Source organism: Dissulfuribacter thermophilus (assembly GCF_001687335.1).
Classification (GTDB): Bacteria; Desulfobacterota; Dissulfuribacteria; order Dissulfuribacterales; family Dissulfuribacteraceae; genus Dissulfuribacter; species Dissulfuribacter thermophilus.
Window position 1 is genome coordinate 86,920 of sequence record NZ_MAGO01000006.1, and the last position, 11,894, is coordinate 98,813.

Consider the following 11,894-nt stretch of genomic DNA (forward strand, 5'->3'; position numbering starts at 1 on the left):
GTTAGCCTTCGTCAAGACTCAAAACTTTGATTGTTATGGTGCCTTTACAGAGGGGAACAATGACGAGTCTGTGTGTGGAAGGAAAAGGCTTGATACATAGTGATCCATAAACCTCGCATTATCACTAAGATCAAAGTGTGTCATCATGTCTGCAACCCTCTTGGCATCCTCAATAGCCACCTTTGAAAGGGCCATGGCCCTTGCCCCAATAAGTGAGGTGTTTCCAGCAAAAAAGAACTTGTCTCTCTCAATGTCTGGCAGTAAGCCAATGGTAATGGCCTGTTCAAGGTCGATGTAGCTTCCAAAATTACCAGCTAGTATTACTTGATCTATGTCTTGAACAGTCATACCAACGGACTCTAATAGGGTCTGATACCCTGCAAACATAGCCCCTTTTGCCCTGATGAGATTCTCTATATCAGCCTCAGTAAAGACAATATCTGCATCGATCTGGGTGGCCTCCTTTTCTACAACCACGTATTCCCAGCCATCCCTTCCTTCTCTGATCCTTTTAGTATTGAGATTACGCACAAACTTTCCCTGTCTATCTATGGCACCAGTTTGAAACAGGCCTGCAAGTAAGCTTATAATGCCTGAGCCACAAATTCCCTTTGCACGCTTTCTCCCAATTGTGAGGACCATTGGTTCATAGGTTTCGGGGTGTATGTGCACTACTTCAACGGCACCAGTAGTTGCTCTCATTCCGTGTTTAATCCCGCCGCCTTCAAAAGCAGGGCCAGCAGAACATGCAGCACATGCCATCCAATCCTGATTTCCAAGGACAATCTCTCCGTTAGTTCCAATATCTATGAAAAGGGTGAGTTTTTCAGTCTTATGTATTCCAACCCCTATTACTCCTGCGACGATGTCGCCTCCTACATAGCTTGCCACACATGGGGCGAGTAGGCACTGGACATGGCTAGGAAGGTCAAAATCAATATCTGATGCTGAAAGAGTGGGGAAGTGAGAGGCCACTGGGATATAGGGGTTTTCACGCAAATACCTTGTCTCAAGGCCTAGGAGTAGGTGCGACATAACGGTGTTACCAGCGATAGTCAGGTGTGAGAGTTCCTGGATGTCTCGCCTGGCCCTTGAGAAGAGCTCCTGTATTAATTCGCTAAGCTTTTGGGTAATCTTATCTTTTAGAGTTTGAAGGCCTCCAGGCTTTCTGGCAAACTCCATCCTGGATATGACATCTTCTCCAAAACTCACCTGGGGATTGTAGTCGGAGACCTTGCCAAGCAAAGTGCCTGTCTTTGTCTCTAGTAGCTCGGCGCTAATAGTGGTAGTCCCGAGATCGATTGCCACGCTCAAACACCCTTTTGTTTTATCTCCAGGTTCTACCCTTAAGAGCTGAACTAGGTTTGATGATTCATTGAGATCCTTCAGCGTGACAGTGATTTTCCACTGGCCCTCTCTTACTACATTAGGGAGAAAATAGAGTATTTCTGGGTCGATTTCCAGTGAAGCCCCCTTGAATTTTCCCTGGCGCACTTCACGCATAAGCCTTTCTAGATCGCTGATCTGATCACTAAGACTGGGTTCTGGAAGTTCTATAAGGAATTTTTTGACTGGAGGATCTTTTGGATATTCTACGCATGCTTGGGCTTCTCGCATCCAGCTTGTGGCCTTTGCACTAGACCTTTCAAGGGCCCGTCTGTCCATCTCTGATTCAACAGGAATCCTGATCACTAGGTCTTCAACAGGGGTGGCAGTACATGCTTTGATGCCGCCGTCAGGAAGCTCTTCAGCTTCAACCTTTCCTTTTTCTACGAATACCCTGCATTTGTTACAGACTCCTGCACCACCGCACGATGCATTTATATGAATTCCCGCCTTCATTGCGGCTTTGAGTAGGGTATCTTCAGGGCCTATCTCTATAGTTATGCCAGATGGTAGAAATTGAACTTTCGGCATGGCAATACCTCTCACACCTTTTGAGATTTTTAACTAGCCATTTTGACCAATTCGAACATGAAATGCAAGTACGCTTTTTTAGTTTTACCTTATTATCCCAGATTGGATAGGTTGCAAGTTTTACGAAGAAGCAAGGCTAAAGAGGCTCTAGTATGAGATACAAAGGGAAGAATCACTGGGTAACAAAAGGGGGGGGACTTAAATGAAAAAAGTAGGACTGATAAAAAAGGAGTTTGACCTGTATAGTTTTCGGTGGAGTAAGGGATTTTTTAGTAAAAAAATGGCGGTCCCAAGGGGACTCGAACCCCTGTTTCCGGCGTGAGAGGCCGGCGTCCTAGACCGCTAGACGATGGGACCGCAGCGGATTTGCGATGGGGGGACAATATAAACAAATTTCGGGCATGTCAAGAGGGAAAAGTAGCGGTATCTAATTTGCCTTTTCTGGCTCAAGTGGGGAACAAATTTTGTAGTAAGATTTTTCATTTAAAGATGGGAGGTTGTATCGATTTTTGAAGTGGTGAAAAAAATACTTTAAATCCATACTGATTTAGTATATATTAGAGAGGTAAGATAAATCTTTAAGGAGAGCTGCTTCATGGAAAAGAAAAAACAGTGGCGTTTTGACACACGGGTGATACACGAAGCATTTAGGCCAGAGGAGTGGCAGGGGGCCACTCAACCCCCAATTTTTCAGACAGCTTCACATCTTCATCCAACTGCTGAAAGTTTGAGTGATACCTTTGGTGGAAAGAGCCAAGACCACATATATATGCGCCTTACAAATCCCACCAATAGGGTCCTTGAGCAAAAGATCGCATCCCTTGAGGGCGGAAAGGCAGCAGTGGTCACAGGCTCAGGAATGGCAGCTATTACTACTTCCTGTATGGCCCTTTTGAGGGCAGGGGATGAGTTTGTAACTGGAAACTCCCTTTTCATGTCCACGTATCTATTGTTTTCCAATGTATTCAAAAAGTATGGGATAACCCCAAGATTTGTGGAGCCAACAGATATAGATGCCATCTGTGGAGCCATAAACGACAAGACTAGATTCATTTATATCGAGACCATTGGAAATCCCAAGATGGATGTGCCTGACATAAAGAAGATTGCAAAGGTGGCCCATGATCATGGGCTCCCGCTCCTGGTGGACAACACTCTGGCCACCCCCTATCTGTGTCGCCCAATCGAACTTGGGGCAGACGTAGTCATCCACTCAACAACCAAGTACTTGACTGGACACGGTTGCGCCACAGGCGGGGTGGTAATAGATGCTGGAACATTCGACTGGGAAAGTGGCCGTTTTTCTGATTTTAAGCCATTTGTTCATAGAAAGGGCCCCCTTGCCTACATAGATCGGGTATGGCGTGAGATCCACATAAACTTTGGGACCACCCAGGCACCATTTCACTCGTACCTCACGGCAATAGGGCTCGATACTCTGGTAGTGCGCATGGAACGTCATCTTAAAAACGCCATGAAGGTAGCGGAGTTTTTAAATGGGCACCCAGAGGTCAGGTGGGTAAGATATCCAGGACTTCCAGAGCACCCGTGTCATGAAGTGGCGAGAACTCAATTTGAAGATAAGGGCTTTGGGGCACTCATATCCTTTGGTCTAAAAGACCAGGATGCGTGTTTTAGATTCATTAACAACCTGAATATGATCTATCACCTGGCAAATCTTGGAGACTGTAAAACCCTCGTCATCCATCCGTATTCCACACAGTATCTGTCGTTTCCTGAGGAGACGAGAAGGTATTTGTCCATCACACCGGACCTCGTAAGGCTTTCTGTGGGGATAGAGGCTGTGGAAGACATCTTGGACGATATTGCCCAGGCCCTGGAGGGACTCACATAGACCATGAGTGAGTATGTAGTCAAAGGCTCAGAAAAAGGCTCTGTGGGACTAGTTGAAAAGAGGTATTTTACCTTTGCACAACCCCCAGACCTCATGACCCTGGATTGTGGAGCAAAGTTTGGGCCCATCACCATTGCATATGAGACCCTTGGAACTCTTAACCCAGATAGGTCCAATGCCATTTTGGTGTTACATGCCCTTTCTGGGGACTCGCATGTAGCAGGCTACTATTCTTACGACGACCCTAAACCTGGCTGGTGGGATATCATGGTTGGGCCAGGAAAGGCCATTGACACCAATAAGTATTTTGTCATCTGTTCCAACATCCTGGGCGGATGCATGGGAAGCACTGGGCCTTCCAGTATTAATCCAGCAACTGGCCGACCCTATGCCATGGATTTCCCTGTGGTCACTATTGGCGACATGGTAAGGGCACAAAAGGCACTCATTGATTACCTTGGAATCCCAAAGCTACTTGCAGTAATCGGTGGTTCTCTTGGAGGAATGCAGGTCCTTGAGTGGACGCTCCTCTATCCAAATATGATGAAGGCAGCCATAGCCCTTGCCACTACGGCAAGGCATTCAGCCTTGGCCATTGCCTTTAACGAGGTGGCGCGCCAGGCCATTATGGCAGACTCCAATTGGAATGGAGGAAACTACTATGATGGCGATGCCAAACCCGATGTTGGGCTTGCGGTTGCGCGCATGATAGGTCACATCACGTATCTTTCTGATGAGGCCATGAGGCGTAAGTTCGGAAGGCGCCTTCAGGATAAAAGCGATTTTTCCTTTAACTTCGATGTGGATTTTCAGGTAGAAAGTTATTTGAGGTATCAGGGTAGAAAATTTGTCGAGAGGTTTGATGCAAATTCATTTCTGTATATCACAAAGGCAGCAGACTACTTTGATGTGGCTCGGGAACACGGGCAGGGCTCTCTTGTAAAGGCCTTTTCCAAGGCCAGGGCGAAGTTTTTGGTGGTGTCTTTTTCTTCTGACTGGTTGTATCCCACCTACCAGTCAAAAGAACTTGTGAAGGCTATGAAGAAAAACTGCCTTGATGTGAGCTTCTGTGAGATAGACGCAGAATGGGGCCATGATGCATTTTTATTGCCTAATGAGAGGCTATTTTCACTAATAAGTGGGTTTTTAGACCATGCAAGCCATGAGATCAACTAGTTCAGGAAATATAAACGGCGATGCCAAGGATCTTCGCTTTGATCTTAAGATCATCGCCTCGTGGGTAGAGCCGAGGAGCAGTGTGATCGATCTTGGCTGCGGCCGTGGTGAACTCTTAAAATATCTGAAAGACGTTAAAGAAGTTAGGGGCACAGGTATTGAACAGGACGAGGACGAGGTGGCGATCTGCATAGAAAAGGGGCTCTCAGTGCTCCAGGGCGATTTAAATGAAGAGGTCCTGGATTATCCGGACCATGCTTTTGATTATGTCATCTTGAGCCAGACCCTTCAGCAGGTCTACAGGCCAATGGAACTCATAAAGGAACTCCTTCGCATTGGTAAACACGTGATTGTGAGCTTCCCAAATTTTAGCCACTGGTCCATAAGGATGCAGGTACTTTTTACAGGCTATGCCCCAAAAAATAAGCTCCTACCCTATGATTGGTTTGATACCCCCAATATTAGAGTGATTACCATCAAGGACTTTAGAAAGTTCGTAAAAGATGTGGGCTTTAGGGTCATTAAAGAGGCAGCCATAAATACTCACCACGAAGAGAGATATGGGAAAATAATCAACTTCCTACCTAACCTAAGGGCGACATACGGTATTTTTATGATTGGGAAGTAAAAAGGAGCAGATGCAATGAGAGATGAAGATCGCGCAATTGAGGATCAATCCCTTAGTAGTGGCAAAGAGGCAGTGAACTGCTATGGAAGGCTTTCTGGGATAGTTAAAGACCTTGTGTCATCATGGGATAATACGCATCCATGGAAACACGGTGGCGCCATCCCTATGCCATCGCAAGAGGCGGTGATAAGGATCATACACAGGGGAAGGCGCATCCTTTTTCCAGGGTATTTCACCCAGGCAAATATTAATGTGGAAAACCTCGAATACTATATTGGGCAAGAGACTTGTCAGCTTTTTGAAGAACTTTCAGAACAGATCGATCTTGCGTTCAAATACCAGGCGCTCTCTCTTGGTGCTGGCGTAAGTTCTTCCATACCTGATAGCCGGGAGCTAACCCTACGATTTCTAGAGAAACTCCCCTCCATAAAGGCAGTGCTCATGACCGATGTGGAAGCTGCAATGATGGGAGATCCTGCGGCAAAGAGTGAGAGTGAAGTCATCTTTAGCTATCCAGGGTTTATGGCAATCAGCATTTACAGGATGGCTCACATACTCTATCAGCTTAAAGTGCCTTTTATCCCCCGCATCATGACAGAGCATGCCCATAGTCTCACAGGAATAGACATCCACCCAGGGGCCACTATAGGAGAGAGTTTCTTTATAGATCACGGTACAGGAGTGGTGATAGGTGAGACAACATGGATTGGAAAAAGGGTCAGGATCTATCAAGGCGTAACTCTTGGGGCTCTATCTCTTCCAAAAGAGGCAGTTCCAGAGTTGAGATATAAAAAAAGGCACCCCACTGTAGAGGACGATGTTATCATATATTCAAATACAACAATCCTGGGAGGGGACACAGTCATCGGTGCACGCTCTGTGATAGGTGGAAATATTTGGATCACTGAAAGCGTGCCTCCTGACACAAGGGTGCTATTGAAGCGGCCAGAACTCATATACATGGGAAAAGGCAGCAAAGGGGCAAAAAACAAAAAAGATGCGGAGATGATAAAATGACTATACAAATACCATATGTTACTGAAACTATTGGAAAAACTCCACTAGTGAAGCTGAGGCGTTTGGCTGATGGAATGGTTGAATGCCATTTATTTGCAAAGCTTGAATCGTTCAATCCAGCATCCAGTGTTAAGGACAGGATTGGGCTCGCCATGATAAGAGCTGCTGAGGAACAGGGGCTCATTGGCCCAGGGGCAACCATTGTGGAGTCAACCAGTGGTAACACAGGGATTGCCCTTGCCTGGGTCTGTGCTGCCAGAGGATACAGGCTCATCTTGACCATGCCTGAGACCATGAGTTTGGAGCGCCGCGCCATGCTAAAACACATAGGAGCAGAGCTCGTACTCACGCCAGGAGAATTGGGCATGAAAGGGGCTATCAATAAGGCAAAGGAACTTGCAGAGGAAATAAAAGGCGCCTATATGCCTGATCAATTTTCAAATCCTGCGAATCCAGAGATTCACAGAAGGACAACGGCAGAGGAGATATGGCGAGATACCCAGGGTAAAATTGATATCTTTGTTGCTGGAGTAGGCACTGGAGGCACCATCACAGGGGTATCAGAGGTATTGAAGGCCAGAAGGCCATCCATAAAGGTGGTGGCAGTTGAGCCCAAAGAGTCCCCTGTTCTTTCAGGTGGTAAGCCTGGGCCACACAAGATTCAGGGCATAGGTGCAGGGTTCGTTCCACCTATATTGAATACATCCATAATTGACGAAGTCTTTTGTGTTAGCAGTGATGAAGCCATTCATACAGCACGGATGCTTGCCCGAAAGGAGGGTATACCCTGTGGCATATCGTCAGGGGCCGCATGTTATGCAGCGCTTCAAGTTGCAAAGCGGCCTGAGAATGCAGGAAAAGTAATAGTATTTATCCTGCCGGACACAGGAGAACGGTATCTTAGTACGGATTTGTTTGAAAAATAGTAGAAGATAGGACCCAGGATGCCTGATCTTCCTGCTTGACTTGTACCCCACTATGGGGTTAACTCAACTATGATGGCGCCCTAGGGGAGTGTTACGACACTGAGAGCCCTGGCCCCTTACATGAGGCTAGGGGACCCTTTGAACCTGATCCGGGTAATGCCGGCGTAGGGAAGTGGCGCGACTCACCGAAAGTCTTTTGACTTTTGGGAAGGCCGCGCTCAAAGCGGCCTTTTTTGATGGTAGCACTCCTCCTTTGCCCGCCAAATTTTATGTTATTTATGAGCAATTTAAAGATGAAGATCTTCCTAAACGAAAGGCCCCTTGAAGTCGATGAAGGGACAAGCCTCTATAGGCTAAGGGACAGGTTTGATCCCTCAGCCGATGTCTTAATAGTAGACGGTTATCCCGTTACAGATGACGTGATCTTAAAAGAGGGAAACCGTGTGGTTCTCATTAAGAAAGGACGAATGCCATCTAAAGAGGAATTTCATGCCCTCTTGACTGCAAGACACACCCCTGGTGTCCATGAAAAGGTAAAGCGTGCTACAGTTGGAATTGCAGGTCTTGGTGGCCTTGGCTCAATGGTGGCAGTGGCCCTTGCAAGGACTGGTGTTGGACGACTCATCCTTGTGGATTATGACGTTGTGGAGCCTTCGAACCTAAACAGGCAGTATTATTTTATTGATCAGATTGGAATGCCAAAGACCGAGGCATTGACTGAGACCATAAAAAGGATAAATCCCGTCATTGACATAGAGGCGCACAATATAAAGATTAATAAAGAAAATGTTTCCACTCTTTTTGATGGGGTGGATGTCATGGTTGAGGCCCTTGATAGGGCAGAGGAAAAGGCCATGCTCACAGAGTGCTTTTTGAAGATGTTTCCGGGGATTCCATTGGTGGCTGCTTCCGGGCTTGCTGGTTACGGACCGGCAAATCAGATAGTTACAAAGGCCGTGATGAAAGGGCTATATGTGTGTGGAGATTTTGAGAGTGAGGCAATGCCCAGCCAAGGGCTCATGGCACCACGAGTAGGCGTGTGCGCCCATCATCAGGCAAATGCAGTGCTCAGGCTCCTCTTGGGACAGGAACCTTAGGGGCTTCTTTTAAAGGGAAAAGCCATGAAGGTCAAGATAAACGGAAAAGAACAAGAAATCGCAGAAATAAGTACAGTAAAGGATCTCTTGGATCAACTTGGGTTAGATTGCTCAAGGGTTGCAGTGGAACTCAATTACAAGATCCTAGAGAGAGATAAGTTTGAATCCACAGAGCTCTCTGAGGGTGATGTGGTAGAAATAGTAAGATTCGTGGGCGGGGGCTAAAAAATGGCAAATAAAACACAAGAAGATTATTTGGTAATAAATGGCAGGCGCTTTAGGTCCCGCCTCATGGTGGGGACAGGCAAGTTTTCATCTCCTCAAGTGATGATGGAGGCAATAGAGGCCTCTGGGGCTGAAATCGTTACAGTTGCTCTAAGGCGCGTGGAACTGAACAATCCCGAGGACGACCTTTTGAAATACATCGATACTGAAAAGTACCTACTTTTACCCAACACAAGTGGTGCCAGAGACGCCCAAGAGGCAGTGAGGCTTGCTAGACTTACACGGGCCGCAGGATGTGAGCCCTGGGTTAAGCTAGAGGTCACTCCTGATCCCTATTATCTGCTTCCAGACCCTGTTGAGACCTTGAAGGCAGCGGAAATACTGGTAAAAGACGGGTTCACTGTTCTTCCCTACATAAATGCAGATCCAGTGCTTGCAAAGAGGCTCCAGGATATAGGCACAGCTACTGTCATGCCCCTTGGTGCCCCAATTGGGACCAACAGGGGCATCAGGACCAAGGAACAGATAGAGATCATTATTGAGCAGGCAACAGTGCCAGTAGTGGTGGATGCAGGCCTTGGTGCGCCGTCTCATGCAGCTGAGGCCATGGAGATGGGGGCTGATGCCGTGCTTGTAAATACTGCCCTTGCAGTAACTCCAAACCCAAAACTCATGGCAGGGGCATTTAAAAAGGCGGTTGAGGCTGGAAGAGAGGCCTTTTTAGCTGGTATTCCAGAAAAAAGCCTAAAAGCCCAGGCCTCGAGTCCACTCACTGGCTTTTTAAGGGAATGATCTAAGTTTATTATTGAGGGAATGATGTGAGTTTCTTAGAAGTTATAAAAGAGTTTCATCCAAAGGATGTGGCGCAGGCCATTGAGGCCAAGGGTCCCGAGGATGTGGAGCATGCCCTTGGGGCAAAGAGGCTTAGCCTAGACGATTTTATGGCGCTTCTTTCCCCTTGTGCTGAGGCATATTTGGAAGAGATGGCCCAAAAGGCCCATGCGATTACTGTAAAGAGGTTTGGAAAGACCATATTGCTCTATGCTCCACTTTATATCTCAAATGAATGCTCTAACTCATGTAGTTACTGCGGTTTTAACGTCACAAACAAGATCCCAAGAAAGACCCTTACTCTAGATGAGATAGAAGAAGAGGCAAAGGTCTTACACAATCAGGGCTTTAGGCACGTACTTTTACTTACAGGAGAGGCGCCCAGCCGGTGTGGACTCGACTATATTGAGGCTGCCATTAGGCGCATAAGGCCACTTTTTAGCTCAATTGCAGTGGAGATATACCCCCTTGATGAGGCTGGATACAGGCGGCTAATCAATGCAGGGGTAGACGGGCTCACAGTGTACCAAGAGACCTATGACAAAGATCTCTATTTGAACCTTCATCCAAGGGGCAAGAAAAGGGACTATGTGTGGCGGCTCCTCACCCCGGAAAGAGGGGGAAGGGCAGGTATGAGGCGAATAGGTATAGGTGCGCTCTTGGGGCTCAGTGATTTTCGAGTTGATGGTTTTTACACAGGGCTTCATGCAATGTATCTTCAAAAACACTTTTGGCGCACCCAGGTCACTGTGTCTTTTCCCAGGATAAGACCAGCAGAAGGTGGTTTTAGGCCACTAAGCCCGGTTACGGACAAGAATCTCGTGCAACTCATATGTGCCATGCGCCTTTTGATACACGATGCAGGCCTTGTGCTATCTACGCGTGAGAGCGCAGAGCTTAGAAACAACCTTCTGCCACTGGGCATTACACAGATGAGTGCTGGGTCATGCACTGCCCCAGGAGGCTATTCTCATAAGGCAGATACAGCTGGCCAGTTTGAGATCCACGACACCCGAACTCCTGAGGATGTGTTCTCCTACATTCGTTCAAGGGGCTATGACCCTGTTTGGAAAGACTGGGATACGGCCTTTTTGAGCAAGTAATAGATATGGGTCTACAAAACGATTTTCTCTCCAGTCTCTCTGTCTACCTCATTACCAATAGATATGCCTTACCGCCTGGAAAGGACCTTATAGACACCTTAGAAGAGGCTCTAAAGGGAGGGGTAAGGGCCGTTCAACTTAGGGAAAAAGATCTCTCTTCCAAGGAGCTTTTTGAACTTGCAAGGCGAGTGAGGGATCTTACTGCCCACTACAAGGCCCTTTTGTTCATAAACGACAGGGTGGATGTTGCCATGGCGGTTGGAGCAGATGGAGTTCATCTTGGAGGCCATTCCATGCCTGTTGGAGTAGTGAGGGAGATGGTCGGAAGAGATCTGCTCATCGGAGCATCTACCCACTCTATTGACGAATTGGACGTTGCAAGGGCGGGTGGAGCCGACTTTGTAACATTTGGTCCAGTGTACTTTACTCCATCTAAGGCCCCATATGGCGACCCAGTTGGTGTTGAGGCCTTGAGGGAGGCCTGCAACCACGCAGAGGGTTTTCCAGTCCTGGCCCTTGGGGGAATAGTTCAAGACAGAGTTAAAGAGGTGATTTCGGCTGGAGCAAAGGGGGTAGGGGTGATTTCTGCCATCATCTCTGCTGCCAATCCCAGGAGTGCTGCAGAGTCATTTTTAAAGAGAATCTATGGTTGAATAACAGGACGTTTAGGTACCATTGGACCAGTGGACGGGCTGTGGGACCCCTGTGGGACAAGGCCTCACTAGACGGACATGCTCCGCTTGGCCGACCCTAATTTTTTTAGTTTTGAGTTTTGAGTGTTGAGTTTTGAGTTGAAGGAAGAAAAACGTGGTAAAGGTCGGCCTACAGGGCGGTTCCTTAAGGACTTTACCAACGACTTTGACGGAGTCCTGTTTTTGCCTTCTTTTTGCCGTGCAGTATTTAGGTTCTACGATTACCCTCAAAGATTTTCCTGGTCATCCTAAAACTACAGTGTAGACCTTAGAACATAGAACTTTAACTTTCATGACGAACAAAAAGGAAGTGGGGACAAACTGGCTAATTTCATGAGTAAGGATAGCGGTTTTGGGTACGAGTTTTGATGCAGGCAAAGGCGGGGGCGCATCCAATAAGGAACGATTTGGTCGAGCTCCGAAGCGC

At 47.2% G+C, this 11,894-nt stretch carries 11 protein-coding genes, 1 tRNA gene and 1 riboswitch; of the genes, 10 read left to right on the top strand and 2 right to left on the bottom strand.

Translation table 11 applies throughout. The annotated features are described in order from the left end of the window. Positions 1-33 precede the first annotated feature (33 nt). Both DBT_RS06395 and DBT_RS06400 read right to left on the bottom strand, forming a co-directional pair. Positions 34-1,917 (bottom strand): ASKHA domain-containing protein, encoded by a 1,884-nt coding sequence (locus DBT_RS06395; protein ID WP_067617997.1) that lies wholly within the window; start codon positions 1,915-1,917, stop codon positions 34-36. A gap of 281 nt (positions 1,918-2,198) precedes the next feature. Then, positions 2,199-2,274 (bottom strand) — tRNA-Glu (locus tag DBT_RS06400). A gap of 238 nt (positions 2,275-2,512) precedes the next feature. Here DBT_RS06400 and DBT_RS06405 point away from each other — a divergent pair. The 10 genes from DBT_RS06405 (at position 2,513) to thiE (ending at position 11,428) form a co-directional block, all read left to right on the top strand. Next, positions 2,513-3,772, top strand: a complete 1,260-nt coding sequence (locus tag DBT_RS06405; RefSeq protein WP_067618000.1) for an O-acetylhomoserine aminocarboxypropyltransferase/cysteine synthase family protein — start codon at positions 2,513-2,515, stop codon at positions 3,770-3,772. 3 nt (positions 3,773-3,775) lie between these two features. Continuing rightward, positions 3,776-4,948, top strand: a complete 1,173-nt coding sequence (gene metX, locus DBT_RS06410) for a homoserine O-acetyltransferase MetX (protein ID WP_067618003.1) — start codon at positions 3,776-3,778, stop codon at positions 4,946-4,948. Continuing rightward, entirely contained in the window at positions 4,935-5,576 is a 642-nt protein-coding gene (gene metW, locus DBT_RS06415; RefSeq protein WP_067618219.1) for a methionine biosynthesis protein MetW, read from the top strand. The genes metX and metW overlap by 14 nt, the downstream gene beginning before the upstream one ends. A 15-nt stretch (positions 5,577-5,591) precedes the next feature. Continuing rightward, positions 5,592-6,593 carry a serine O-acetyltransferase EpsC gene (gene epsC / locus DBT_RS06420; protein WP_067618006.1) on the top strand — a complete coding sequence of 334 codons (1,002 nt, stop codon included), beginning with the start codon at positions 5,592-5,594 and terminating at the stop codon, positions 6,591-6,593. Further along, entirely contained in the window at positions 6,590-7,519 is a 930-nt protein-coding gene (gene cysK / locus DBT_RS06425) for a cysteine synthase A (protein ID WP_067618013.1), read from the top strand. The genes epsC and cysK overlap by 4 nt, the downstream gene beginning before the upstream one ends. A 72-nt stretch (positions 7,520-7,591) precedes the next feature. Beyond that, positions 7,592-7,707, top strand: a riboswitch (TPP riboswitch). Between the two features lie 105 nt (positions 7,708-7,812). After that, complete coding sequence (thiF, locus tag DBT_RS06430) at positions 7,813-8,616, top strand: sulfur carrier protein ThiS adenylyltransferase ThiF (RefSeq protein ID WP_067618222.1); 804 nt, start codon at positions 7,813-7,815, stop codon at positions 8,614-8,616. Positions 8,617-8,640: 24 nt separating this feature from the next. Beyond that, a complete protein-coding gene (gene thiS / locus DBT_RS06435) occupies positions 8,641-8,841 on the top strand; it encodes a sulfur carrier protein ThiS (RefSeq protein WP_067618014.1) in 201 nt (66 codons plus the stop codon). Positions 8,842-8,844: 3 nt separating this feature from the next. Further along, a complete protein-coding gene (locus tag DBT_RS06440) occupies positions 8,845-9,633 on the top strand; it encodes a thiazole synthase (RefSeq protein WP_067618016.1) in 789 nt (262 codons plus the stop codon). A 26-nt stretch (positions 9,634-9,659) separates the two neighbouring features. Next, positions 9,660-10,775: a 2-iminoacetate synthase ThiH gene (gene thiH, locus DBT_RS06445; protein ID WP_067618018.1), complete on the top strand. Its 1,116-nt coding sequence runs from the start codon at positions 9,660-9,662 to the stop codon at positions 10,773-10,775. Between the two features lie 5 nt (positions 10,776-10,780). After that, positions 10,781-11,428, top strand: coding sequence for a thiamine phosphate synthase (gene thiE / locus DBT_RS06450; RefSeq protein WP_067618021.1), 648 nt, complete (start codon positions 10,781-10,783; stop codon positions 11,426-11,428). Positions 11,429-11,894: the final 466 nt, after the last annotated feature.

Bases quoted from the DNA above. Each gene is read 5' to 3' on its own strand.
- DBT_RS06395 (WP_067617997.1), bottom strand. From the start codon at position 1,917: ATGCCGAAAGTTCAATTTCTACCATCTGGCATAACTATAGAGATAGGC.
- thiE (WP_067618021.1), top strand. From the start codon at position 10,781: ATGGGTCTACAAAACGATTTTCTCTCCAGTCTCTCTGTCTACCTCATT.
- DBT_RS06405 (WP_067618000.1), top strand. From the start codon at position 2,513: ATGGAAAAGAAAAAACAGTGGCGTTTTGACACACGGGTGATACACGAA.
- thiF (WP_067618222.1), top strand. From the start codon at position 7,813: ATGAAGATCTTCCTAAACGAAAGGCCCCTTGAAGTCGATGAAGGGACA.
- epsC (WP_067618006.1), top strand. From the start codon at position 5,592: ATGAGAGATGAAGATCGCGCAATTGAGGATCAATCCCTTAGTAGTGGC.
- metW (WP_067618219.1), top strand. From the start codon at position 4,935: ATGAGATCAACTAGTTCAGGAAATATAAACGGCGATGCCAAGGATCTT.
- metX (WP_067618003.1), top strand. From the start codon at position 3,776: ATGAGTGAGTATGTAGTCAAAGGCTCAGAAAAAGGCTCTGTGGGACTA.
- thiS (WP_067618014.1), top strand. From the start codon at position 8,641: ATGAAGGTCAAGATAAACGGAAAAGAACAAGAAATCGCAGAAATAAGT.
- DBT_RS06440 (WP_067618016.1), top strand. From the start codon at position 8,845: ATGGCAAATAAAACACAAGAAGATTATTTGGTAATAAATGGCAGGCGC.
- cysK (WP_067618013.1), top strand. From the start codon at position 6,590: ATGACTATACAAATACCATATGTTACTGAAACTATTGGAAAAACTCCA.